The 24,311-nt window shown below is 44.2% G+C and carries 20 protein-coding genes and 2 pseudogenes; 8 read left to right on the top strand and 14 right to left on the bottom strand.

Annotated elements, in window-relative coordinates; genetic code table 11:
- Positions 1–20: 20 nt before the first annotated feature.
- Positions 21–1,304 carry an MATE family efflux transporter gene (locus tag KHN79_RS20145; protein ID WP_244812797.1) on the bottom strand — a complete coding sequence of 428 codons (1,284 nt, stop codon included), beginning with the start codon at positions 1,302–1,304 and terminating at the stop codon, positions 21–23.
- A 505-nt stretch (positions 1,305–1,809) separates the two neighbouring features.
- On the opposite strand from KHN79_RS20145, the gene KHN79_RS20140 reads away from it, so the two are divergent.
- From KHN79_RS20140 to KHN79_RS20125, 4 genes are all read left to right on the top strand, one after another.
- Positions 1,810–3,003, top strand: coding sequence for an amino acid aminotransferase (locus KHN79_RS20140; protein ID WP_182008931.1), 1,194 nt, complete (start codon positions 1,810–1,812; stop codon positions 3,001–3,003).
- Positions 3,004–3,236: 233 nt separating this feature from the next.
- A complete protein-coding gene (locus KHN79_RS20135) occupies positions 3,237–5,342 on the top strand; it encodes a phytase (protein ID WP_182008932.1) in 2,106 nt (701 codons plus the stop codon).
- Positions 5,343–5,732: 390 nt separating this feature from the next.
- A complete protein-coding gene (locus KHN79_RS20130; protein WP_182008933.1) occupies positions 5,733–6,569 on the top strand; it encodes a formate/nitrite transporter family protein in 837 nt (278 codons plus the stop codon).
- 4 nt (positions 6,570–6,573) lie between these two features.
- Positions 6,574–8,280: a bifunctional protein-serine/threonine kinase/phosphatase gene (locus KHN79_RS20125; RefSeq protein WP_211907287.1), complete on the top strand. Its 1,707-nt coding sequence runs from the start codon at positions 6,574–6,576 to the stop codon at positions 8,278–8,280.
- 99 nt (positions 8,281–8,379) lie between these two features.
- Here KHN79_RS20125 and KHN79_RS20120 read toward each other — a convergent pair whose 3' ends face one another.
- The 4 genes from KHN79_RS20120 to KHN79_RS20105 form a co-directional block, all read right to left on the bottom strand.
- A complete protein-coding gene (locus KHN79_RS20120) occupies positions 8,380–9,630 on the bottom strand; it encodes a glycine betaine/L-proline ABC transporter ATP-binding protein (RefSeq protein ID WP_182008934.1) in 1,251 nt (416 codons plus the stop codon).
- Complete coding sequence (locus KHN79_RS20115; protein ID WP_182008935.1) at positions 9,623–10,522, bottom strand: proline/glycine betaine ABC transporter permease; 900 nt, start codon at positions 10,520–10,522, stop codon at positions 9,623–9,625. The genes KHN79_RS20120 and KHN79_RS20115 overlap by 8 nt, the downstream gene beginning before the upstream one ends.
- 83 nt (positions 10,523–10,605) lie before the next feature.
- A complete protein-coding gene (locus KHN79_RS20110; protein WP_182008936.1) occupies positions 10,606–11,595 on the bottom strand; it encodes an ABC transporter substrate-binding protein in 990 nt (329 codons plus the stop codon).
- 296 nt (positions 11,596–11,891) lie between these two features.
- Positions 11,892–12,929, bottom strand: coding sequence for an AraC family transcriptional regulator (locus KHN79_RS20105; RefSeq protein WP_182008937.1), 1,038 nt, complete (start codon positions 12,927–12,929; stop codon positions 11,892–11,894).
- A gap of 193 nt (positions 12,930–13,122) precedes the next feature.
- Between KHN79_RS20105 and KHN79_RS20100 the strand changes: the two genes are divergently transcribed.
- Together KHN79_RS20100 and KHN79_RS20095 are read left to right on the top strand one after the other, a co-directional pair.
- The gene (locus tag KHN79_RS20100; protein ID WP_182008938.1) at positions 13,123–14,625 is read left to right on the top strand and encodes an NAD(P)/FAD-dependent oxidoreductase; all 1,503 of its coding nucleotides are present in this window, start codon (positions 13,123–13,125) and stop codon (positions 14,623–14,625) included.
- Positions 14,626–14,655: 30 nt separating this feature from the next.
- A complete protein-coding gene (locus tag KHN79_RS20095) occupies positions 14,656–15,459 on the top strand; it encodes an alpha/beta hydrolase (protein ID WP_182008939.1) in 804 nt (267 codons plus the stop codon).
- Positions 15,460–15,525: 66 nt separating this feature from the next.
- Here the strand turns inward: KHN79_RS20095 and KHN79_RS20090 are convergent, their stop codons facing one another.
- From KHN79_RS20090 to KHN79_RS20065, 7 genes are all read right to left on the bottom strand, one after another.
- On the bottom strand, positions 15,526–15,945 hold the full coding sequence (locus tag KHN79_RS20090) for an Hsp20/alpha crystallin family protein (RefSeq protein WP_182008940.1): 420 nt from the start codon (positions 15,943–15,945) through the stop codon (positions 15,526–15,528).
- A gap of 234 nt (positions 15,946–16,179) precedes the next feature.
- Entirely contained in the window at positions 16,180–16,578 is a 399-nt protein-coding gene (locus KHN79_RS21790) for a class II aldolase/adducin family protein (protein ID WP_280519665.1), read from the bottom strand.
- A complete protein-coding gene (locus KHN79_RS21785; RefSeq protein WP_280519664.1) occupies positions 16,505–16,930 on the bottom strand; it encodes a class II aldolase/adducin family protein in 426 nt (141 codons plus the stop codon). Before KHN79_RS21785 ends, KHN79_RS21790 begins: the two co-directional genes overlap by 74 nt.
- 12 nt (positions 16,931–16,942) lie before the next feature.
- Positions 16,943–17,545, bottom strand: a complete 603-nt coding sequence (locus KHN79_RS20080; RefSeq protein WP_182008942.1) for an HD domain-containing protein — start codon at positions 17,543–17,545, stop codon at positions 16,943–16,945.
- A 203-nt stretch (positions 17,546–17,748) separates the two neighbouring features.
- Complete coding sequence (locus KHN79_RS20075) at positions 17,749–18,648, bottom strand: hypothetical protein (RefSeq protein ID WP_182008943.1); 900 nt, start codon at positions 18,646–18,648, stop codon at positions 17,749–17,751.
- Positions 18,649–19,010: 362 nt separating this feature from the next.
- Complete coding sequence (locus KHN79_RS20070) at positions 19,011–19,916, bottom strand: DMT family transporter (RefSeq protein WP_182008944.1); 906 nt, start codon at positions 19,914–19,916, stop codon at positions 19,011–19,013.
- A gap of 119 nt (positions 19,917–20,035) precedes the next feature.
- Positions 20,036–20,917, bottom strand: a complete 882-nt coding sequence (locus KHN79_RS20065) for a DMT family transporter (protein ID WP_182008945.1) — start codon at positions 20,915–20,917, stop codon at positions 20,036–20,038.
- 168 nt (positions 20,918–21,085) lie between these two features.
- Between KHN79_RS20065 and KHN79_RS20060 the strand changes: the two are divergent.
- Positions 21,086–21,873: pseudogene (locus KHN79_RS20060) on the top strand (helix-turn-helix transcriptional regulator).
- A 154-nt stretch (positions 21,874–22,027) separates the two neighbouring features.
- Here the strand turns inward: KHN79_RS20060 and KHN79_RS20055 are convergent.
- Together KHN79_RS20055 and KHN79_RS20050 are read right to left on the bottom strand one after the other, a co-directional pair.
- Positions 22,028–22,165 (bottom strand): hypothetical protein, encoded by a 138-nt coding sequence (locus tag KHN79_RS20055; protein WP_182008947.1) that lies wholly within the window; start codon positions 22,163–22,165, stop codon positions 22,028–22,030.
- 86 nt (positions 22,166–22,251) lie between these two features.
- Complete coding sequence (locus tag KHN79_RS20050) at positions 22,252–22,590, bottom strand: cytosolic protein (protein WP_182008948.1); 339 nt, start codon at positions 22,588–22,590, stop codon at positions 22,252–22,254.
- 158 nt (positions 22,591–22,748) lie between these two features.
- On the opposite strand from KHN79_RS20050, the pseudogene KHN79_RS20045 reads away from it, so the two are divergent.
- Positions 22,749–23,656: pseudogene (locus KHN79_RS20045) on the top strand (IS5 family transposase).
- Positions 23,657–24,311: the final 655 nt, after the last annotated feature.

The following is a 24,311-nucleotide window of genomic DNA, read 5'->3' as shown; positions in this document are numbered from 1 at the left end:
CTCAATTAGAGGGCTTCCTTTTATTCGGCTTTCTGCTTTACTGCGAGCTTATCAATAGTACGTCGGTAAGTTATATACGCGGAAACTCCCGCAAAGATATTACCAATACAAGCTCCGAGCAAAAGCCCTTTGATGCCGCCAAGTTGTGAGCCCACCCATAAACAAGGAAGGAAGAAAACAAACAGGCGTAAAGCGGAAATCGCTAGCGCTGTATAAGATTTACCGAGCGCATTACAGACAGATACCATCAGCATACATACACCCAGAGAGCCCAAACTAATAGGGACAATCATTAAGTGCATCTGTAACACATGCTCAACCTGATTATCGCTTGTCATCAATAGTGCAAGGGGACTAGCGACCGCGAAGGTAATCACGGCAATTAGCAGTTGGAAGCTAAGAATAAACTTAACTGCGATACGCACCAGTGACTCAATGTCTTCATAATTTTTTGCGCCAAGCAAGCGGCCAACCATCGGGGGCAGAGACATCGTTAATGCAAGCACCGATACGATAGCAAAAAACTCGTAACGTGATCCCAAAGCCCATGCTGCTACCGCCGCGGTACCAAACCCGGCCAATAGTTTGGTTGCGAGCATGGATGACAATGGTGGCAATAGCTGACTGATCATTGCAGGGCCCATGATATTGCCAATTGATTTAACACTTTTCATTACGTTCAAATCGTGCCATTGAGCTGTTGCCCAATGATTCTTTTTTACTCGCGGTGCAACGACGAAAATACCGAAACCAAATGCAGCAATGGTTGCCATTGCCGCGCCATTGATACCGAGATCCAAAGTAAAAATAAAAATAGGATCAAGCACTAGGTTGATCACGCTGGTGATCATCATCATGGTACCTGGCAGCATAGTGTTACCATTTGCTCTGCAGATACTGTAGTAAAAATAGAGCAGCGCGCCTGTCCAGGAGCTGAGTAACCACCATGGCCAGTAGCTGTCGATGATAGGCATGACAGTATCAGGTGCACTTAATAACGATAAGATTGGGTAACGTAATGACCAGATGATCAGCGCTATGAGTGCGACACCGATAGATCCGATCATCAGCACTAGGCCACCCAGTTGTTTGGCATAGCGCGTGTCATTGGCACCAAGTGCTTTAGAAATTACGGCGGTGGTTGCGATGCCCAAACCTACTTGAATACCAATCACGACCATTTGCAGCGGAAGTGTAAAGCCTTGTACGGCTAACGGCAAAACGCCAAGTTGGCCGATAAAGGCACTGTCGACAAGCTGAAAGCTCATGAGTGACAGTACACCAAAGAGCATGGGCCATGTCATCGAGAACAATTGTCTGGCGAGTGTTGGCTGGGGTGTGTTCGAAGTTGAAGACATAAAAGCTCAATAGGTTACAATACCAATCTACACAAGTATCTGATCATTATTTCTGGTTAAAATCACTGATAGCCGCATTATAGATTTTGTAATTAGAATGACTAGTGACTTAAATCTATGTTTTGCTCTAAGTGATTTTCCCTTCGCAATAGACTGACCATTTACTTATTCAGATTGGTATAAGGTTAGTATTTTGTTATCGGACTAATTGTACATGCCGTTGCAGTACGTGACAAAAACAACTCTGAGACAAGTGTTCGAGCAGCGTCCAGAATATTTTTTCACAAGCATAATTAAACGTTTTATTGGTGAAATCTTACTGGGCGCATTTGTATCAATTATGTTAGTGTCTATCGTCAAACGGACGTTATTACTATTCTGTGGTGTCATATTTAACTTTTAAGACATCGTCCCGACCGTTATCCAGTTATTAATGAACAAGGAGATTTCAGTGCTTAATCATGTTGCAGCCTATGCCGGAGACCCAATTCTGTCTCTTATGGAACAATTTATGGCAGATGAACGTTCTGAAAAAGTGAATCTAAGTATCGGCCTGTATTACGATGAAGATGGAAAAATTCCAACGCTTCCTTCTGTTGCACAATCTCAGCAACAGCTAGCAAAACAAGAAAACCAACCTTGTATTTACCTGCCGATGGAAGGCTTAGCGCCTTATCGTGCTGCAGTCCAGGCTCTCGTGTTTGGTGAAAAACATCCTGCATTGGAAGAAAAGCGCGTAGCAACGATTCAGTCACTAGGTGGCTCTGGTGCGCTGATGATCGGTGCAGATTTCCTTAATCACTATTTCCCTAATTCGAAAGTATGGGTAAGTAACCCAACGTGGGAAAACCACAATGCTATTTTTGCTGGTGCTGGATTTGAAGTAGGCGCTTACCCTTACTTCAACCCTGAAACCCAAATGTTAGATTTTGATGGCATGGTCTCAGCGTTACAAGAGCTACCAGAAGAGAGTATCGTTCTGCTTCACCCATGTTGTCATAACCCGACCGGTGTTGACCTTACCACCGACCAGTGGGACAAAGTCATTGAAGTGGTTAAAGCGCAGAAACTGATCCCGTTCTTTGACATGGCTTACCAAGGCTACGGTGAGGGTATTGAGGCTGATGCCTACGTTATCCGTAAAATCGCACTAGAAAAAGACGTAGTGAGCTTTGTCAGCAACTCATTCTCTAAAACTTTCTCACTTTACGGTGAACGTGTTGGTGGTCTATCTGTCGTATGTTGCAACGATGAAGAAGCGTCTCGTGTTCTAGGCCAGTTAAAAGCTACCGTGCGTCGCAACTACTCAAGTCCCGCGAAACACGGCGCGGTGGTGGTTTCTAACGTGCTAAATACTGAACAGCTAAAAACTCAGTGGTTTGGTGAAGTTGAAGGCATGCGAAGCCGCATCCTGACTATGCGTGAAACACTGCACGAGCAACTTAAAAACCTTTGTCCGGAAAAAGACTTTAGCTTCCTGGTTAAGCAAAAAGGCATGTTCAGCTACACGGGTTTCTCTCAAGAGACTGTTGAAAAACTTCGAGAAGATCACGGCATCTACCTAATCAACAGCGGTCGCATGTGTCTTGCCGGTCTGAACGAGCAGAATGTTGAGCGAGTTGCCAAAGCATTTGCTGCTGTTTAATTGAGCACTAAGTTTTACTTAAACATTTAAGTCTTTCTATATGCCCAAGTCATCTTGAGATGCTTGGGTATATTTTTATCTGCATACTTCGCTCAAAAATACATGGAGTGTAATCTTTAAGGTATTGATATTTATTAACAATTTATTTTTATCTTCATATTTATTTCATAAATCCCTCCTAAAGTACCCCCTTACTTAAATACATGGACAGGAAAAAATACATGGAGAGAAAAATGCGTAATTCATTACTTAGTTCAATCATTATGGTTTCACTATTAAGTGGTTGTGATTCGGACGATACCAAAACGGTTTATGTTGAAGCCCAAAATGACAGTGGAATAGAAGCTGAGCTATTAACAACCACGGCCAAGGCGGACACGAGCTACGATGACATCGGTGATTCAGCCTATTGGATGAACGGTGACGACAGCGATAACAGCCTGTTATTCGTAACGCTGGAAGGTGATGGACTTGCGGTATATAACCCGTTAGGTAAGCAAATTGAAAAATTAAACGGGCTCGTAACTACAGGGGCAGATATTCGTTATGCCATCAGCGCAAGCAGCGGTGAAGCGGTTGACTTGTTGGCTCTGGCGCTACCGGAAAACAACAGTTTTGCCTTCTATTCAATTGGTTATGATGATGGAGTTGTGCTTGAAGAGATTGGAACTCTTCCGACAAGCTACGCAGCGGAGGGGGTTTGTCTACACAAGAACACGACCAATGGTGAACTGCTACTAACGGGCGTTACTGAGGATGGCGTCGCATTGCAGTACAAATTGAAGTACGAAAGTGGTGAGATTAAAAGTGTCCTGACAGATGATGCCGGGCTGCCGATTGCCGTTCGTAAACTTGAAGTCGGTGGAGAGTTAAGTGCATGTATTGTGGATGATGAAAGCGCCACGCTATATATTGCCGAACAGGATGTGGGTATCTGGGCTTATGGCGCAGATCCAGAGGATATTAACTCTCGTCGTATGGTGGATAGTATTGAACCTCTCGGTAACCTACAAGAAGTTGAAGCCATCGATCTTCTATACATGTCAGACGGTAACGGTTATTTAGTCGTGGGTGACGAAGGCAAAGGCATGATGATTTATGACCGCGATGACTGGCAATTCACCGCAAATATACATCTTGATGGCGTGGGAGAGGTTAAATCGCTGACAATTGCCGATGATGGCATCTGGATAGCGAACTCAGAAGCAGACGAGCCTGTGTATGAGAAACTCAGTTATGACACACTCAATGGAGCCAGCTCCCTGAGTGACAAAGCGATTTCTCAGGTGTTAAGCCCTGCAAACCTAAGTTCGACGGGTATTGCCCTAGTTAAAGTGATTGGTGAAACTGATCCTGTAGACGATGACGGTGATGCAGCGGATGATCCAGCGTTTTGGCTTAATGAAAGCTCACCGGAAAATAGCCTGATTATTGCTACTAATAAGCAAGGTGGGTTAATGGCTTATGACTTGAACGGCGCAGAGCTTCAATACCTTAATGAAGGTGAGCCAAATAATGTCGATATTATTCAGTCCGTGATGGATACCAACGGTGACAGTTTCTCCCTGGCGGCGGCGAGTAATCGCGAATTTAACACCATCACTTTGTATAAAATTCAGCACGCAACGGAAAGTCAAAACCCGATTGTTGAAATGGCAGCGATTGGCGAGAATGTGCACGAAGACGTTGCTCAGCTAAAATCTGAACTCAATGAAGTGTATGGATTGTGTACTTATCAATCTTCTGATGGTACGCCATATGTCTTTATTAACGGTAAGAGTGGCGATATCGAACAGTGGCGTTTAGTTGTTCAGGAATCAGGTATTGAAGGCAGTATTGTTCGTCGACTAAAAGTGGAGACCCAACCAGAAGGGTGTGTTGTTGATGATACGACAGCAACGCTGTATGTCGGCGAAGAAGACGTCGGTGTGTGGAAGTTCTCAGCAGATGAATCAGCGGCAACCGATGGTGAGATGATCATTGCAGTCGATGGCAAGCAGCTTGTTGCAGACGCGGAAGGCATTACCTTATACAACAACGGTACAGTTAACTATCTGATCGTTTCAAGCCAAGGTAATCATACTTACGCTGTGTACAACATTGATGAATCTTATCAATATGTTGGAAGTTTCGCACTGGTAGCCGATGACGAAAATGGTCTAGACGGCGCAAGCGAAACCGACGGGATTCATGCGGTATCAGCGTCGGTTAGTGACATCTTCCCTAACGGCTTCTTCATTGCTCAGGATGGCTTCAATGTTGATTCAGGTTATGAATATCAAAATCAGAACTTCAAGATGGCTGACTGGAATGACATTAACTCAGCGTTTGCTAAATAACCTCAACTCGGGATAATTTAAGCCAGTCAGCGCAGTCCTTTTAGCGCCTAACTGCGTTAAAAATTGGATTATTTCGACTTTCTCATCCCGAACTGGGGTTAAATAACCTTCCTGCAATACAAATAAATGGTAAGAGGCTTGGTTCTCTTACCATTTGTAAGTATTACTGCTGTTTTATCTGATTTTTCTAATGCTGATTTATAAAGCCTCACAAGTAATACTTTAGGGTTAGAGTGATTGCTCACCAGCAGTGCAATATGCACCTTGTGCGTATGAGTCTTCACCGTTTTCTTCTCTAACTGTTATCTAATTCGTTGGTTTTTAATCACTTTAATGCTTGGCACGAAAGTCGCTATCAACGATTCGACAACCAAATTGAGGAGAGTCAAAATGTCTTATGTAGAACCTAGAGAGTTTGTAACCAAAATGGTCGATGCTGGTGAACAGAAAATATTTATGTCCACCAAAGACACACTAGTGAGAGCATTTATGGCTGGTGCCATTCTGGCACTGGCAGCGTTTTTTGCTATCACAGTCATTGTTAAAACTGGCAGCCCTTTGATCGGAGCTATTCTGTTTCCTGTTGGGTTTATCATGCTCTATCTGATGAAGTTTGACCTACTAACGGGCGTATTTACCTTGGTGCCGCTTGCGGTAATTGATAAACGCCCTGGATGTACGCCGAGTCAGCTTTTTCGAAACTGGGGACTGGTCTTTTCAGGTAATTTTGCTGGCGCACTAACCGTTGCATTCTTTGCTTCTTACATTTTGACATACGGTTACAACACAGATGGCGGAGCGCTTGCTACGAAAGTGAGTTCTATTGGTGAATCAAGAACACTCGGTTATCAGGAGCACGGATTAGCAGGTTGGTTTACGATATTTATTCGCGGGATGTTATGTAACTGGATGGTGTCGATGGGGGTTGTTGGAGCAATGATTTCGACCTCTGCGAGCGGAAAAATGATGGCGATGTGGATGCCAATCATGTTGTTCTTCTTTATGGGCTTTGAGCACTCTATCGTAAACATGTTCTTATTTCCGTTTTCAATGATCATGGGCGGCGACTTTACCGTCAGCGATTACTTTATCTGGAACGAGATCCCGACCGCATTAGGTAACTTGTTCGGCGGATTTCTGCTGGTGGGATTACCTCTTTACTTTACCCATGTTCGCACAACTCCGGCGCGCAAGATGAATCTTTCTAAGAAAGCGGCAAATTTGTAATCCGGTGCTTAACATCAAAATTGGACAGGCTTCGGTTTCGGGAAGGAAGCCTGTTAATCAGGACTGCATCGGTGCTTATATTCCAGAGCCACCTTCTATCACGACAAAAGGAGTGGTGGCGGCAATTTGTGATGGCATCAGTTCCAGTTCGGTAAGCCAGATAGCCAGCGAAACAGCCATTAAGAGTTTTATTGCTGATTATTACTCGACATCTGAAGCTTGGTCGGTGAAAAAGTCGGGTGTGAAAATTCTGGAAGCGATCAACTACTGGCTTTACTCGCAAACTAAAAACAGTGAGCATCGTTTCGATTTTAATAAAGGCTATGTCTGCACATTTAGCGCGGTGGTGTTTAAATCACAGACTGCGCATTTATTTCACTGTGGTGATTCTAGAATATACAGGCTGTGCGGGAAGTCACTTGAACAGTTAACGCAAGATCATCGTCACAAGATCGACGATGAGAGCAGCTACCTAGAACAAGCTCTAGGGTTGAAGCCTGAACTTAGTGTCGACTATCGTACTTTTTCTGTCAGTGTCGGAGATGTCTTGGTATTGGCTACCGATGGTATTTTTGATTTTTTGTCCGATAAAGAAATAGCACGTGAGGTGAGTGCGTTATTATTGAGCCCACAAGAGCGCGCGAATAATCTAATACGCAAGGCTTTAGAGGCCGGCAGCGATGACAATTTATCAATACAAATCCTAGAGATTGAATCACTTCCGGAAGCTAATCTTAATGAGCTGATGAGTTCATCAATTCATCTTTCACCAGCGCCGATCTTAACTCCTAATGACCAGATTGATGACTTTGAGATCTTGCGCGAGCTACATATCAGTGAGCGGAGTCATGTTTTTCTTGCTAAAGATCGAGAAACGAAGACACTCGTTGTACTAAAAACGCCTTCAGCGGAAAGTCGTCAGGATGAGTCACACCTCGAGAGCTTTCTAATGGAAGATTGGATTGCTAAGAAACTGAGTAATCCGCATTTGCTCCGAATGTACAAGCCTGCCCAGAAACCAAGTAGCATCTATACCGTATCTGAGTATATTGAGGGGCTCACATTGTCTCAGTGGATAAAAGATAACCCGACTCCCGACATCAATACCGTACGCGAAATCATTGTTCAGGTGGCAAGAGGCCTTCAGGCTATGCACCGTCAGGAAATGGTTCATCAAGACCTACGTCCGGAAAACATCATGATCGATCAGTCAGGCACGGTTAAGATTATTGACTACGGTGCTACAAAAGTCGCGGGATTATCAGACATCGTGATGGAGCCACCGGCAATCATGGGAACCGCGCAGTACACCGCACCTGAGTACTTTATTGGCCAAGCTGGCTCTAATCGTTCAGATATCTTTTCTCTTGGTGTCATTACTTACCAGATGCTAACTGGGAAGCTGCCATACGGCACTCAAGTATCACGCTCGCGCAACGCAAAATCCCAACAGAAACTAGAGTATGTTTCTGCACCTATGCTAAATCCTGCAATTCCTAATTGGATTGATTTTGCGCTTAAAAGAGCACTTAAAATCGATCCACATAAACGTTATGAAGAAGTGTCAGAATTTGTGTTTGATCTTACAGAACCTAATCCACAAGCTGAGAGAAAAAATTGGGTTCCAATCGCAGAGCGCAATCCAATCCTGTTTTGGCAGCGAGTGTCTCTTGTTCTGTTCGTTGCGTTAATTTGTTCTCTCTTGTATTGAGGCGTTTCAATTTCCCGCCTTTGTCAGCAGTAATGAGTGCCTTCATAGTTGTACTTATTTTGCTGATAGAGGCTTTGCGATTGTTTAGCCTTGATGAGATTAGATCACTTTTTTGACTTGAGCCGAGGTTTTTTGACTGGCTTTATTTTCTGATGGGATTGGTTCTGAGCCATCAGAGAAAATATCAGCGATAGCACGTCGCTCTAGTTCTCCTTGCAGATTACCCTCAGCATCGACCACCGGTAAAGAATATTCGCAGGACATGGTCTCTGGTAATACTTGCTCTATGACCGAATCTGGGGATACGGTTGGGACGGTTTCATAAATATCCCTATGCAGGATTTCTTGAGGTGCATGAGTTTTAGCCGCATCGTGCAAACTCTCTTGGGTAATCACACCTTGATACCCATCTTCGGTGACGTGATAAGCATAACTTTGTTTGACGCCTTTCATCTGGGTAAGTGCTTCAGCGATGGTCGTCGCGGTAATACGATGAGCCGGAGGTTGCATGACGGTTTCCACTGTTAGTGCGCGAGCACGGTTAACGTCCTTAACAAAGGCTTCTACGTATTCGTCCACTGGATTGAGCAAGATCTCATCCGGAGAGCCTTGCTGCACTAATTCACCATCTTTTAGAATTGCGATTCGATCGCCCAGGCGTAGTGCTTCGTCAAGATCGTGGGTTATAAAGATGATCGTTTTATGGAGCTTATTTTGCAGTTCAATGAGTTGATCTTGCATTTCGCTACGAATTAAAGGATCGAGTGCAGAGAACGCTTCATCCATCAAAAGAATTTCTGCATCGGTGGCTAGGGCTCTTGCTAAGCCGACACGCTGTTGCTGTCCCCCGGACAACTGTGCAGGATATTGGTTTTCATACCCTTTTAAGCCCACGGCTTCCAGCCAATTGTTAGCCCTCGCTTGTCTTTGATCTTTTTTTATCCCTTGAATCTCTAACCCGTATGCAATGTTATCTATGACTGTACGGTGAGGAAGAAGGCCAAAGCGTTGAAAGACCATCGACATTTTGTGACGACGAAATTGCTCCAGTTCTTTTATGGAAAGTTTCATCACATCCACGCCATCCACCAATATCTGACCCATGGTCGGGTCGATCAAACGATTGAAGTGACGGATCATAGTTGACTTCCCGGAGCCAGATAAGCCCATGACGACGAAAATTTCACCTTTATTAATTTGTAGGTTAATGTCTTTTAGTCCAACGGTGTGCCCGGTTTCGGAAAGAATCTGATCTTTACTTTGCCCTTGTTTAACACGATCAATCATGGAGTCAGGATCTGAACCGAAAATTTTATAAAGGCCGCTGATTTCAATAAGTGGCTTAGTCATGCTTCAGGGCTCCTAAATACGCTTGAGTACGCTTGGCATAAGCCTGGGAGGTACGGTCAAATAAGATGGCCAACGCTACAATCGCTAAGCCGTTAAGGAGGCCAAGCGTAAAATATTGATTGGTAATCGATTTGAGTACAGGTTGCCCCAGGCCTTTCACGCCAATCATTGAGGCAATGACCACCATGGATAATGCCATCATAATCGTTTGGTTGATCCCAGCCATAATCGTAGGCATGGCTAATGGCAGTTGCACGCCGACTAAGCGTTGCTTTCTGCTAGCGCCGAATGCGGTAGACGCTTCGAGGACTTCCTTATCGACCAAACGTATCCCCAGGTTAGTCAAACGTATTACTGGCGGAATCGCGTAGATCACCACTGCAATGAGACCCGGTATTTTACCTATCCCGAGTAGCATCACTACGGGTATGAGGTAGACGAATGCTGGCATGGTTTGCATGACATCAAGTAATGGGGTAATGATTGATTGCACTCGATCCGAGCGTGCCATCGCGATGCCAATCGGTATACCAAGCAATATCGCCAGCATGGTACAAACGGTAATGATACTTAGCGTGCGCATTGTATCTTCCCACATACCGAAATAACCAATAAGGAGCAACGATGTGCAGCAGGCAAGTCCCAGTTTCCATGAGCGACTTGCCATATATGCCATTGCGGTGCAGATTGCGATGATAATCACCCACGGTGTGGATATCAGCAATTTTTCAAACCAAACCAAAAAGGAGAGAAGGGGATCAAAGAACGATTCAATGACATCCCCATACTCACGAGAAAAATCTCGGTAAGCACCATCTAAGGATTTTCTGATGGCGCGTAACGTGGAGCGGTCCATCTCGGGGAATTCGCTCAGCCAGGTCGTATCAGACATGTTTATTTCCTTTTAATACCGAGGCTCGATTGGCCTCGGTATACTTCCTTATTGATGTCCTTATTTGCTAAGTGCATGGTAAGTTATAATGCCTGCTGCACTTTTTCAGCGACCTCTTGAGGAACCCATGCTTTCCAAATTTTCGGATAGTTTTCCAGGAAATAGTACATCGTCTCTTCGCCATCAGCCTGGTTGTCTTCCATCCAAGCAAGGAGACTGTTCATGTCTGCGTTTGTGAAGCCACGTTTGGTGAAGTACTGATATGCTTCTGGTGAACGAGAAGCAAATTCCTCTGTGGTAATGGTGTGTACCGGTGACGGTGGATACATGGTTACTTTGGGCTCTGCACAGTCGGCTTGAGTTGTGCAGTTAACATATTCGTCTACGCTGACACCACTACCAAAATCAACTTTGACCATTTCATACTTGCCCAGTACTGAGGTAGGAGCCCAGTAATAGCCGAACCATGGCTCCTCTCGTTCATAGGCTTTGGCAATAGAGCCAGATAGGCCAGCACTCGAACCTGGATCAACGATCTCAAAACCTGCTTTAGAGAGATCCATCGCTTTAAATAGATTGCCAGCACTGATTTGGCAGTTCCAACCTGCGGGACAGCTGTAAAAAGCCGACTTGTCTTCATCTTCAGGGTGGGTGAACAGCTTGGCATGTTTTTTAATGCCATCAATTGTTTTTAGTTCAGGGTATTGTTGAACGAGGTAAGCGGGTACCCAAAACCCTTCTTCACCACCGTCAACCAGCGACTTGCCAGCATAACGAAGGCGCTTTTCCTCTACACCTTTGTCTAATGCCTCTTTTAAGGAGTTACTCCATAGCTCTGGTGCAACGTCGGGTTGTCCTTTCTCTATCATTGATGTGCCGGTAGGCATGGTATCACCGGGAATTAATTCGGCGTCGCAGCCATAACCGTGCTCGAGGATAAATTTATCCACGTTAGCCATGAGGGTTGCGGAGCTCCAGTTCATGTCCGCAATCGTCACATCGCCACATTCATTCGCACTTGCATTCGTTGCTAGTGCTCCCATCGCCAAAATTAAGGCTGACTGATATTTCATATAGAGTCTCCTTTCTCTAAATACCCGGCTAAAGCGGGGATGTATGGTCCTTTGATGTTGCAGCAAAAAGCTATGACGAAGCGTTATCATGACCTTGCTAGAAATTCCAATAAGCAACAAATTTCATTCTTAAACAGTATTAGCTTAATAGATACCTGAGATAAATTCCTACTTTCAGTGGTGAAACTGCTAAGTAAGATCATGATAAATAGGGTTAACAATGCGGGACTTATCGCGGGAGTATGCTAGTGAAACTACAGGAAGGTCAGTATGGAATTGAATAAAAGCTGAGGATCTTACACCTTAAAGTTGTTACGCAGTTCTTCCAGCAGCTGTTTGCGGTAAGTCCGTGGCGTAACATTGAACCAAGACCGACAAGCGCGGTTAAATGTCGCTTGTTCAGAATACCCGAGTAGTCCGCTAATCTGGCTTAGTTTTAGATTTGGATCTTTCAGGTACTTACGGGCGATAACTTGTCGCTCATCCACTAAGATTTGCTCGTAGTTCGTGTTCTCCTGAGCGAGTTTTCGCTGCAGGGTTCTTTTATGCATAGAAAGGTGGGAAGCAATGGCTTCACTGCTGCATTGGCCTGTAGGAAGAAGGCCACGAATCAGCTTTCTGACCTCATCAGATACAGAGTCGGAAAAAGGGCTTGGTTGCGAATCTAAATAATGTCTCGCCAGTTTACAGGTTTGCTCATCTTCACTTGATAGTGGTGTGGAAAAAACGGACTCGGGCAGGACAAACCCACACCAGTCCTGATTAAATTTAACCGGGCAGCCAAATACATTTTTATAGGCGGCTTCTTCTCCCAGTCTAGAATGCATAAAGTGAGCGGATATGGGGTTAAATTCTCTACCACAAAGCAATTTTATGACCTGCATTGCATTGGCTAAGCCCAGTTCAAAACACTGCACCGAGTAGTCGATTCCATTGCCTTGGACATTGTATTCTAACCTTACGGTTCTTTCTGTTCCCTTCGTTTGAATGATGTGTTTGGTGGTTAAAGCAGAACAATGTAAATGCAGATAGTTTGAAATGTTTTCCAGTGCCTCACCGACAGTCGCTGAACTTCGCGCAATGACAGAAATAGGCCCAAGAATTCCCATGCCCTGAAACTCCGCTAGTTTTAGTCCGAAATCAGGGCAATCGAGTGCAGCGGCGGTATCTTCCAGTAAAGCAATCATATTACGAAAGTTAAGAAAGGAGTCTTCATCTCGTTTGTCTGTGCTTGGTATGTGATATTTCGACAATAGGCTTTGAGGAGCGCCGCCCAGAGATTGCACGAGGTTGTCATAGCCGCGAAGGTTGGTTGCCCTGATTAATATGTGCATGACTTCTCCGTTGTAAAGATGAACCTCTCCATAGTTATTCATTCGTCTGATTAATAAAAGATGGCTAGTTAACATTTTAATAACATTGTCGCGTTTTATCAAAAATTTGTCGTCATCCATCAATATTATCCAACGCCCTTGTTGAAATATTGAACAAGGTTTAGTCAATAATAACGACAAAAAGGAAAACGTTATGACCGCTACACACTACGACACCATCATCATTGGCGCAGGACTCTCAGGGATCGGAACCGCCTGTCATCTGACGTCAGAGCATCCGGAAAAAACACTTGCGATACTTGAACGCAGGGAGCGAATGGGAGGAACCTGGGACTTATTCCGTTACCCGGGGATACGTTCTGATTCCGATATGGCGAGTTTTGGCTTTGACTTCAAACCGTGGTACTCCGATAAGGTTTTGGCTGACGGTCATAGCATCAGGGATTACGTTGCTGAAACGGCTAAAGAGTTTGGGTTTGATAAAAAGGTACAGTACGGTTTAGCGATCACCAGTGCAGACTGGTCTGATGCTAAACAGCGATGGACGGTGACAGCGACTCATGAATCGACAGGTGAAGAAAAAACATTTACCTGTTCGTTTTTAATCAACTGTGCGGGTTACTACAGTTTTGATAAGGGGTATCGACCTCGTTTCGAAGGCGAGGAGTCGTTTAAAGGCGATATTGTTCACCCTCAATTTTGGCCAGAAGACTTAGACTACTCGGGCAAGAAGGTGGTGGTGATTGGCAGTGGGGCGACTGCGATTACTTTACTTCCTAGTATGGCGGACAAGGCTGGTGGCCTGACAATGCTTCAGCGTTCACCAAGCTATATTATGGCGGTGCCTAATACGGATAAAATATCCATGTTCCTTAATCGTATCTTGCCGAAAAAATGGGTGTTTAACCTGACAAGAAAACGCAACATTCTTATGCAGCGAGGCATGTATCTTGCGTGTAGAAAATGGCCTGCAAGGATGCGAAAAATTTTGTTATCACATGTTCGCAAACAGCTTGGATCTGATTTTGATATGAGTCACTTCACACCAAATTACAATCCTTGGGAGCAGCGCTTGTGCGCAGCGCCAGACGGCGACTTTTTCAAAACCTTGCGTTCCGGTAAAGCGAATATTGTCACTGATCATATTGATCACTTTACTGAAAACGGCATTAAGCTGAAATCGGGGCAGCACCTTGATGCAGACGTGGTTGTGACAGCAACGGGGTTAGACGTCCAGCTAATGGGTGGTATGGAGTTTCTGATAAATGGTGAGTCAATCAATGTGCCAGATAAAATGATTTATAAAGGCATTATGATTGAGGGTGTGCCGAACTACGGCTGGATTTTCGGTTATACCAATGCGCCTTGGACGCTAAAAGCGGATATTGGTGGTCGTTACTTGTGTAACTTGTTCACGCATATGGATAAGCATGGTTTTGGGGTTGTTCGAGCAGTAGATAATAGCGGCGCAAACACAGGTGTCAGCATGCTTGATGGCTTTGCTCCGGGTTATATGGAGCGGGCAAAAGAGAGAATGCCGAGACAGGGTAAAGAGGGTCCTTGGGTTGTCACGATGCACTATGGTAAAGATAAAAAAGCACTGACAGAAGAGCCAATTGAAGATGGTGTTTTGCAGTTCTCTCATGCAGTGAGCCAAGATAATACCGAGGTTCATGACGTTAAAGCCGTGGCGTAGCGCTGCCTTGCACAAGTTAAGGATATGAATATGAGAACGACTGATATTGCCAAACCGTCAGTGGTGCTTATTCCCGGTATGTGGAGCACAGGAGAAACGTTATCTGAACTACGACGTGCTTTTGAAGCTCAAGGATATGAAGTAGATTCTCTTTGCCTTCCTGAGCATAAAAAGAAAGCAGAATATAGTAAGGCTGATAAAGCCCGATTGGCGCAAACCTCCTTACAACAGTATGCAGATTTTATTGTTGCAAAAGTAAGGACGTATAAGGTTCCTCCAATATTAGTCGGACACTCGATGGGCGGTCTGTTAGCACAACTGGTCGCGGCGAGAGTGCCAGTGAATAAACTGGTTCTGCTTTCATCTGCCGCACCGGGGGGGATTAACGGTTGGAGTTGGTCGGTTATACGTACACTTGGCCGTAACTTACTGCTGTTTCCACTTTGGCGAAAGGTCACTGAAATGGGTGAGAGCAATGTCCGATATGGTATTGCCAACTCACAAAGTGCATCTGTTCAAAAACAGGTTCTAGATAATATGACCTTCGAATCGGGTATGGCAACGTTCCAGATTGGGGTTGGCGGCTTTTCCAAAAGTGGCTTTTCACGAGTCGATGCAAAGCAGGTGACGTGTCCAATACTTGTGATCGGAGGTTCAGCAGACCGTATTACGCCGATAAAGATCCAACGTGCTATCGCGAAAAAGTATGGGCAGCAAGCCAAGTTGGCTGAATTACCTGATGTATGCCACTGGACAATAGGGGGAAGTAATTTACCCCGCGTTACCTCTGTCATTTTTGACTGGCTGGATGAGCAATTGGAAATCGCTGCATGACGGACGCAATGGTTAGAGCCCTATGAAAAATGCCCTCCAAATGGAGGGCATTTTGTTTGCTCTTAGCTAGCGAATTGGAATGTTGTGTTCTTCTTCGCTGTGACCGGCTAGTTTAGGTACCACTACGGTCAAGACACCATCGGCGAAATCAGCGCTAATTTCTTCGACATTGATGTTGTTACCGAGCGTAAAACTTCGAGACATCTTGCCACTGTAACGTTCACTGTGGACTACTTTACCTTCTTTTTCTGTCTCGTTTTTACTCTCGATACTTGCCTCAATGGATAACACACCTTGCTGGCAGCTAAGTTTGATATCTTCTTTTTTCACTCCCGGCAAATCGGCAGTGACTTCAAAGGCTTGGTCTTTTTCTACAATATCAACTCGTGGAGAAAAACCGTCTTCGAATCGTGTCCTCAATGCAGGAAATGAATGGTCAAATAACCGGGTGAAATCTGTCCAGCTATCTCGAGGAACCAAGTTCATAAGTACCTCCTATTCACGACTTCCTAACATCACTATAAGTGTAATTCGGGTGTGAAAAATGTCAGGAAAAATTACGGTTCTGTTTGATAAAAATCAATTATTGATAGGGTTATTTTTTAGGCGTTAAGTAGAGGAACTATTGTTTGTTTTCAAATCAAGTCAGGGTTGTATCTCGGCTGGTTTTTTAGAGAAATAAAGCGCCCATTAAGGCAGTAAATGGGCGATTTAGCTTAACTAGTCTTTATAACGTGGGTCGATCCGGTCGAGTTTACGTAGTAGCGCCGGCCACACGATGGAACCATTGACGCCTTGTGTTTTTACTGCTTCTGTAATCGAGCTAACGATCTTAGGTTCGATGTGAATAAGCTCGCTTCCACCTGATTGTGCTGCAAGTTGGATCTGGCAGGTGGTCTCTAAGGCATACATAGACAAAAAGGCATCCGCTACGGTTTCGCCAACGGTTAACAACCCGTGATTGCGTAATACGAGGAAGTTGGCGTCTCCCAAATCTTGCTGCAAACGCGGTTGTTCATCTTCACGTACGGCAACACCTTCGTAATCATGATACGCCAGAGAGGCGAGAACATAAGTCGATTGCTGGCTGATTGGCAAGATGCCCTTTTTTTTGCGCACTGACCGCAACGCCCGCTCGGGTGTGCGTATGGATGACACATCCGACATCGTGGCGTGCTTCGTGGATACAGCTGTGGATGATAAATCCAGCGTGATTCACCGAATGAGGCGTCTCTTGTAATTTATTGCCATTCTGGTCGATTTTGATGAGATCAGAAGCGGTGATTTCATCAAACATCATGCCATAAGGGTTGATAAGAAAGTGGTTGTCTGGGCCGGGAACTCTGACACTGATGTGCGTGAAGATTAAATCATCCCAACCAAACTCAGCCACTAACCTGTAGCATGCCGCCAACTCAACACGTAACTGCCACTCTTGTTCTGAAACCTGATTTCTAATTGATGAGTTCATAATACTTCTCTGTTATTCGGTGGTTAGGCTGTCTTGCGCTTGTTTGTAGATAGAGCGCACTGGTTGTTTGAATACCTTGCGGATCATCGGTTCAAAGAACTCTAACGGTAGGGTATCTAGTTGGGGATCGAACGCTGGGGCATCGTATTTGCTGACAAACTCGACAGTGCGCTCGTAACAAGGATGATCAATGTATGCTTTGTGCATATCTCGATCCATGTTCAGATGATGAAAGAAATAGTAACCCTGGAATATACCGTGATGTTTGATCATCCAGTGGTTTTCTTCGCTTACAAATGGTTCAAGAATCGTCGCCGCAATGTCTGGGTGATTGTATGATCCCAGCGTGTCACCAATGTCATGCAACAGAGCACAAACAACGTATTCGTTATCTTTGCCATCTCGAAACGCTAGCGTCGCACACTGTAAGCTGTGTGTGAGTCGATCGACAGGGAAGCCACCAAAATCGCCATCAAGTAATTGTAGGTGCTTGATAATTCGATCCGGTAACTCAGCGGCATAACCTATGAAGTTCTCAGCAATGATTTGCCAGTCTTGTGCGGTTCCATCTTCCATATGAGTGAAACTCGCTAACGATGCATCATGTTTCTTCATTCTTTCGTCCTACTTGTGGATTCAGGAATAATAAAAACACACCAGTTGTTATTTGAATGTTAATAAGATTACATTTGGTTAACTATAGGTTTGTAGGCTAGATTGGAAGGTATGAAAAAGTGACCCTGAGTTCCCAAACCTATAACTCGCGGAAAGTGTATTTGGGAAATCTCAGGATCAGAGGGATCACTGATTTATTCGGCTCAGTTACTCATGCATATGGCGTGAACAGAAAGTGAGCCGCCTTTCCAGTTACCATCGGTTTTTATCATTACTCGCCAACCGTTATTCCAAGGTAGAGACTGAACGACGTTAAATCCTTCTTGTGAATCTTTTATACTAAATCCACCACTAATTACTTGCTGGTTGGTGCCGCAAGCTAAATCAACCGGCACGACAGTGTTTTTACTTACCTCTACCGGGGAGCTGATTAATGTTGTAATTGTTGAATTCGCACCAGAGTTATCACTGCCTGAACAAACAATACTGCCATCTTCATTGATAGCATTGAGGAACTGCCCTTGAGGGCATTCACCTTGCGGGATAGCGTTTTCCATAGCCACTGTTAGGTTTTTCATGTCTCGTTTCAGCAGTGCAATCAATGCAGCGTTGTCTTCGATATCTAAAAGTAAACCAGCGACTTCAGTGCTTACGGCCGTGATACTACCTTTAACGGTTTCAATTTCGGCCTCAAGCGCCACTAACTCTGAGCTTGTTACAGCCGATGCTTCGAGAGCTTCAAGCTGAGCTTTCAGTGCTTTGTACTCTTCAACAAGAGTTGCTATATCAGTGCCTTGGCTTTCTAAATCAGAAATGGTTTGCGCGATTTCTTCTTCTAACTGAGCATCTTTTTCTTCCAAATCTGTGATTTTCAGGTTGATTACAGAAATCTTACCTTCTAAACCTTCGATTGAAGTGTTTATCTCTGCAATAATCGCATCATATTTGTCTTCTAACGCTTGAAGTGTATTTTCCACTTCTGAGACTTGTTCACTTAAAAGAACGAACGGTTTTCCGTTGGGTAGTTTGTCGTTTGCTGCATGCGCTACCGACGTTGCTCCGAGTAACATATTAATTAGTATGATATTTTTAATTTTGGTCATACGTTCAAATCCATTCTAAATAGCAACCTAAGCTGAAAGACAGTGTTCACTGCTTCTTTCTTCCCTGGGATGGTTATGTAAACCACGGTCCCACTAAACTTGTCGACCGAGACTTATTTTCGCCAAAATTTAGAATAAAGATCATATTTTATAATCACAAATATGCATATTGGATGTTCTTGTCAGCCAATAGCACTTTTCTGGCCAATACATGATTGAATCATATTAAAAACCTTAAATACCAATTGCTTAAGTAGTACGAGGTAATGCTGATAACTGTGATTCCCATCACCTATTTTGAAACCGTTAATCTATCAAAAAGTTTCATAAACTCAGCAGGTTAACTCCGCAATTGTGAGTCATTAAACGGATACGGAAGGCAGCTCTTGAATAGGCTTGAGCTTTTTCCGGCGTACTTTGATTTGGGAGAGAAGAACGCCTGAGACGACAAACATGCCACCGATGATGTGGTAGAGGTGGATCTCTTCGCCTAGCAGGGTTGATGCTAATACGACAGAAACAACGGGCATCAGGTTCATAAACATGGCGCTGGAATCGGCACCGATGGCGTCAATCGCCTTAACCCACATAAGCGGAGCAAAGACAGACGCTGCAATACCAGCGTAAGCGATCAATGGTAGCGCTTCTTTGCTAGGCAGAAGGTGCTCGCTCGTCAGCCATAATGGTGCCAGCATAGTCACAGAAAAGAAGCTTTGCATGTAAACCAGAATTAGGTTGTTAAACGGCATCTTCCAACGTTTTAACAGCACGCAGTAAGCGGCGTACACTAACGCTGCGAGCAGCATTAAGCTGTCACCTTGGGTCATGTCTTGGTGCAAGAAATAGGTGATATTTCCTTGCCCCAGCATAAAGGCTAGCCCGAACAATGAAATCAAACCGCCTACGATACTCAGTTTGGAAATGGATTTACCCAGCAACGGAACACTCAGGAACACGCTAATCAGAGGGACTAAAGAAGTAATCAGTGCCATGTTAGAAGCGGTAGTGGTTAAACCTGCGTAGTAACCGAGAGACTGGTTTAACACCATGCCAAGCAGAGCAAGACAAGCCAGTTTTGGCAGAAAAGGACGAATCACATGGCGTTGCTTAATAACAGCAGGCAGACAAAATGGTGTCAGGATCAGCATCGCGACAAACCAGCGATAGAAACTCATCGCACTTGGTTCTATGGCACTAGAAGCCATTTTGTTGACGATAGCATTTCCGCCCCAAATCAGGACGGTGAAGAACGGAAGTAAGTAAATCATGAGAACCCTATCGCACAATAATGGATGACGATAGTCTGGCAGGTCTTTATAAAGGAAAGTATCTCCCAAGCGACATGATGAGCGATAGGAAGACAATTTTGAAAAAGAGTTTGCGAAATCTATTGCCACATAACTAAGGCACTTGCGATTGAGATCAGGATCAGCGCGGTAATGTCTTTGAGAGCAATTCTCTGCCCAAACCAAAAATAAGATATTAAAACCATGAATACGATCTCAATCTGCCCTAGTGTCTTTACGTATGGCACAGCTTGGAGTGACATTGCGCTAAACCAACCAATTGAGCCGATCACACTTGATAGGCTCGTCATCGCAACGAGTTTGGCGTTTTTTACCATCTTAAGAAAAGTTTGAGGCTCGCGCAATAGAAGATAAGTACCAATAACCAAAGTTTGAAGTGTAATGATTAGAAATAACACCCAAGCAGCACTATGAGGGAAAGGGAGTCCGATACTCAGACTTGCTTCGCGTACCCAAAGAGAGGCCAAAGCGAAAGCGATACTGCAAGCAATACCTAAGAATAATGTCTCAAATGAGAAGTTTCGCCAACTCGAAGAACTGCTCATTAAGAGTATACCCAAAGTACCAATCACTACACCAAGCCAACCGGTAGTAGACAATATAGTACCAAAAAATAGCACGCCAATAATTGCAGAAACAGGCGCCTCACACTTTGCAAGTCCAGCACCAATGGCATAGTTTTTTAGCCTAAATAAAAGAACCAATAGACCTGTTGCAAGTATTTGCGCTATTGCAGCCGCTATCGTGTAAAAAATAAAGTGAGTAGAGAAGTTTGGTATAGGCTGCGGTTGCCATTGATAAAGGGCGAAGAGGTAAAGTAATGCGATAGGTCCAGCCAGAATAAAACGAGAAAGGGTGACACCTGCCACACTCATTGTATTACTTAGCTTACTGGTAAATGCGTTTCGCCAAGACTGACTAAATGCAGCGAGAAGAGTAAACGCTATCCAACTAATAGACATATTTAATTAATCATTTGAGTTTTCATTACTTTAACAAAACTCATCGCTATCCCCAAATGACTTCAAGGCCAAACAGTGTATAACGTAATAATGGATGACGGAAGTCTGGCTGGTCTTTATAATGAAAAATATCTCTGAAAAGACGTATTGAGCGATAGGAAGACCAGTTTGAAAAAGAGTTCGCGCAACCTGCATCCGTCATTATCTATTGACCGCGCACCATCCGATGTATTTATGAATTTCGAAGCTTTCCTTTCAAACACGGAGACCCGAATTCACAGTCATCCTTGGGGGCAGGTGCAGCTGATTAGCGGCGGTATTTTGGAAATGGATGCAGAAGATACTCGCTTCCTGGCGCCGCCACATTTGGCAATCTGGGTGCCAGCCGGTATTCGACATACCAGCTATAACCGCAAGCCTATTGAATACTGTTCTTTGAATATCTCTCCAGAGTTAACGGCGCATTTCCCGACCAAAACCAGCTTAATTAAGGTCACCCCGATTATTGCTGCGATTATTGAAGACTTTCGTCAGCGTGATATTAATGTCGCACAAAGTGACGAGGACAAGCGTTTAGTTCAGGTGCTTCTTGACCAGCTGGCAAAACAAGAAGTGGAACATCATTTCCTGCCGACGACAGACAATAAATATCTGGAACCGATTCTTAAGGCGGTGGAAAATCGCCGACTGATGAAATCAGTCTGGCAGAGTGGGCGACAAAGGTGCATACCACGGAGCGAACATTAGCGCGTCACTGTCAGAGTGAGTTAGGGATGAGTTTTACCGAATGGAGATTACGGGTGAGGTATCTTTATTCTATGGAGCTGCTTCGTAAGGGACAAACGGTAAAAGAAGTCGCACTGACGTTAGGTTACAATCAGGCAAGTCCTTTTATTTCAATGTTTAAGAAATATTCCGGTATGACACCGGAGCAGTACAAGAATCGCTTGTCATAGTTTTACTATTAACAGATAAGACCCTACCGAATAGGTAGTGCGAAGTTTATGAATAAGCAGGCGGATAGGGTTGTTCTCCTGCTATGTTTTAGCGACACTAAATAACAGAATTAAGGTTAGCTTTAGGTGCTGTAAAATGTCCAGTGTCCATGGTTCAGTCAGCTAGCAAATCGCTTGGTGACCACATAGCCGGTGTGAGCACTTTAAAATTTTGTGCCCCATTTGCTAGTGATGCACCTCGCATGTTAATCGCAACATTGCCTTTCTTATTGAAGGTAGGAGCAGACTTCATTCAATTCGCATCCTGTTAATAAATGAAACGCTGCGGATAAACGGCTAGGTATTCCAATTCGTCGATTTCAACGTATTGAATAAGTTTCAGTCCATTCGGGTAATAAAGGTTTGATCATCATCCACAAAAGCTACAAAACCGCCGTGATAGATAAACACGCGACCACGCCCCTCGACTAGGCATGCTAGCTGTGGATTCAAATCTTCCTCGTTATCTTGGCTTTGAAACGTGCCGGTATCTGTGATCACGCCGCTGAGTGTAGGTAAATATCCATAAACACGCTTGGCTTGAACAATCAGGTTCAATTCGCTGGCGATAGAGAAGCAAGAGGGGATCGCACCAGCGTCTTCGATGAATATAGGTTTCAGTTCTTCAAAAGCTGTAATCACCAGCCAGTCGATGCCGTTAACATGATGGATAAACATAGAGTTGCTCGATAATTTTGATGCGGAGATTCTATCACTATCAGGTGCAGAGCGTAGTAGAAATTTAGTTGCTAAAGTGGCGTTGTTGCCTAAATCGAATTGAACCTTTTGAGCTCGTCGCGATCTGATCTCATATCTATGATTGAACGAGCAAAGAAATGGGTAAGTCAAAAGCTAAAATCACAAACTGGAGCGAGTACAACCGTGCATTATGTCAACGTGGCAGCGTGACTTTTTGGATTGATGACTCAGCCGTTAAAGCGTGGAAATGTACGAAGCATCACGGGAAGCGAGGCAGAGGTTTTCAATACTCAGATACGGCAATCGAGACTGCCCTTATGATAAAGGTATTTTCTCTCTTCCGCTTCGTGCGCTTCAAGGCTTCATCGACTCCATTTTTAAGCTGATGAACGTGCCGTTAATTTCACCTGATTACACTTGTATTAGTAAACGGGCAAAGACGGTGCAAGTACGGTATCGTAATAAATCTAAAGGCAGCATCCGTCATATCGCCATTGACTCTAAAGGTCTTAAAGTATTTGGAGAGGGAGAATGGAAAGTTAAAAAGCATGGCAATGAAAAGCGCAGAACATGGCGCAAACTACATCTTGCTGTCGATGTTGATACACATGAAGTCATCAGTGCTGAAGTGAGCTTGGTTAATGTCGGTGATAGTGAAGTGCTTCCGACGCTGCTTAATCCATTACGAAGAAAAATTGGTTCAGTCTCTGGCGATGGTGCATACGATACGAAGGAATGTCATAAAGTGTTGCAACGGAAAGGCATTATTCCGTTAATACCACCGCGTAAAAATGCTGGCTTCTGGGTTGATGGACACCCAAGAAACGAAGCAGTGAAAGCCTTAAAAAGTGATACGTTAGCTCAATGGAAAATTAACTCTGGTTATCACGATCGGTCTTTATCTGAAACGGCAATGTCACGATACAAAGGGCTAACCAGTGGTCAGTTGAGCTTAAGAAACTACAATGCTCAAGTAGGTGAAGCGCTTGCTAATGTCAAAGCCATGAACAAAGTCATAGGGCTAGGTATGCCCGTTCGAAACTAATGGTGATAGAGCGTAGGCAAGATCTATCCTTCACCTGATTTGATCAACACCGCCTGCTAAAGTCGGTAATTCTATGCCATTTTCTGACATTCACTAGGCCATCTTCAAACAGGTTTCCGTACAGAATCTTCACAGTTGGCACTTGGTAACTCAAAAGTGCCCCAAGGTTAGTTAAACCCACTAAATAGTTGTCTCTCAGCTCAATCTCTTGACTTACATTTTCTAATATCATATTGATCTCTCAATCACTATCAGAGCAAATGCCTTCAGCATCATCAGGAAGCACTAAAATCAGCTCAGAGAACGGGGGACGCCCAGACGGGAAAGCTATGTTGGGGACGTCAGGTCTGATAGGTGATAGCTAGAGCAGTCTAATATGACCTCCTAGGGTTTAGGATTTGGACATGGGGGATCTAGTTGAAATGCCGCCGATTTATGTGTATCTTATAGACATACCTAGTGACTAGGAGTATCTCCAGTCATTATGCTAGGTCCCTACAGGCTATAATTAATGTTGCCCTTACGTCATTTACTGTCATTGTTTAGCTAGTGAATGACGTAAGAATGTAACCTCTAACCTCTATCTAACCTGCGTACCTACGATCAACGTACGCTCCACTACTTCTGTTTTGGGAAAGTCTTTTCACAACCATAG

Origin of the sequence: Vibrio sp. B1FLJ16 (assembly GCF_905175385.1) — a bacterium.
Classification (GTDB): domain Bacteria; phylum Pseudomonadota; class Gammaproteobacteria; order Enterobacterales; family Vibrionaceae; genus Vibrio.
This window is presented reverse-complemented; position numbering and strand designations above follow the sequence as displayed.

Excerpts from the sequence above, each read along its gene's own strand:
- KHN79_RS20145 (WP_244812797.1), bottom strand. The coding sequence starts at position 1,304 with ATGACATGGCCCATGCTCTTTGGTGTACTGTCACTCATGAGCTTTCAG.
- KHN79_RS20135 (WP_182008932.1), top strand. The coding sequence starts at position 3,237 with ATGCGTAATTCATTACTTAGTTCAATCATTATGGTTTCACTATTAAGT.
- KHN79_RS20130 (WP_182008933.1), top strand. The coding sequence starts at position 5,733 with ATGTCTTATGTAGAACCTAGAGAGTTTGTAACCAAAATGGTCGATGCT.
- KHN79_RS20120 (WP_182008934.1), bottom strand. The coding sequence starts at position 9,630 with ATGACTAAGCCACTTATTGAAATCAGCGGCCTTTATAAAATTTTCGGT.
- KHN79_RS20115 (WP_182008935.1), bottom strand. The coding sequence starts at position 10,522 with ATGTCTGATACGACCTGGCTGAGCGAATTCCCCGAGATGGACCGCTCC.
- KHN79_RS20110 (WP_182008936.1), bottom strand. The coding sequence starts at position 11,595 with ATGAAATATCAGTCAGCCTTAATTTTGGCGATGGGAGCACTAGCAACG.
- KHN79_RS20105 (WP_182008937.1), bottom strand. The coding sequence starts at position 12,929 with ATGCACATATTAATCAGGGCAACCAACCTTCGCGGCTATGACAACCTC.
- KHN79_RS20100 (WP_182008938.1), top strand. The coding sequence starts at position 13,123 with ATGACCGCTACACACTACGACACCATCATCATTGGCGCAGGACTCTCA.
- KHN79_RS20095 (WP_182008939.1), top strand. The coding sequence starts at position 14,656 with ATGAGAACGACTGATATTGCCAAACCGTCAGTGGTGCTTATTCCCGGT.
- KHN79_RS20090 (WP_182008940.1), bottom strand. The coding sequence starts at position 15,945 with ATGAACTTGGTTCCTCGAGATAGCTGGACAGATTTCACCCGGTTATTT.
- KHN79_RS21785 (WP_280519664.1), bottom strand. The coding sequence starts at position 16,930 with ATGAACTCATCAATTAGAAATCAGGTTTCAGAACAAGAGTGGCAGTTA.
- KHN79_RS20080 (WP_182008942.1), bottom strand. The coding sequence starts at position 17,545 with ATGAAGAAACATGATGCATCGTTAGCGAGTTTCACTCATATGGAAGAT.
- KHN79_RS20075 (WP_182008943.1), bottom strand. The coding sequence starts at position 18,648 with ATGACCAAAATTAAAAATATCATACTAATTAATATGTTACTCGGAGCA.
- KHN79_RS20070 (WP_182008944.1), bottom strand. The coding sequence starts at position 19,916 with ATGATTTACTTACTTCCGTTCTTCACCGTCCTGATTTGGGGCGGAAAT.
- KHN79_RS20065 (WP_182008945.1), bottom strand. The coding sequence starts at position 20,917 with ATGTCTATTAGTTGGATAGCGTTTACTCTTCTCGCTGCATTTAGTCAG.
- KHN79_RS20055 (WP_182008947.1), bottom strand. The coding sequence starts at position 22,165 with ATGAAGTCTGCTCCTACCTTCAATAAGAAAGGCAATGTTGCGATTAAC.
- KHN79_RS20050 (WP_182008948.1), bottom strand. The coding sequence starts at position 22,590 with ATGTTTATCCATCATGTTAACGGCATCGACTGGCTGGTGATTACAGCT.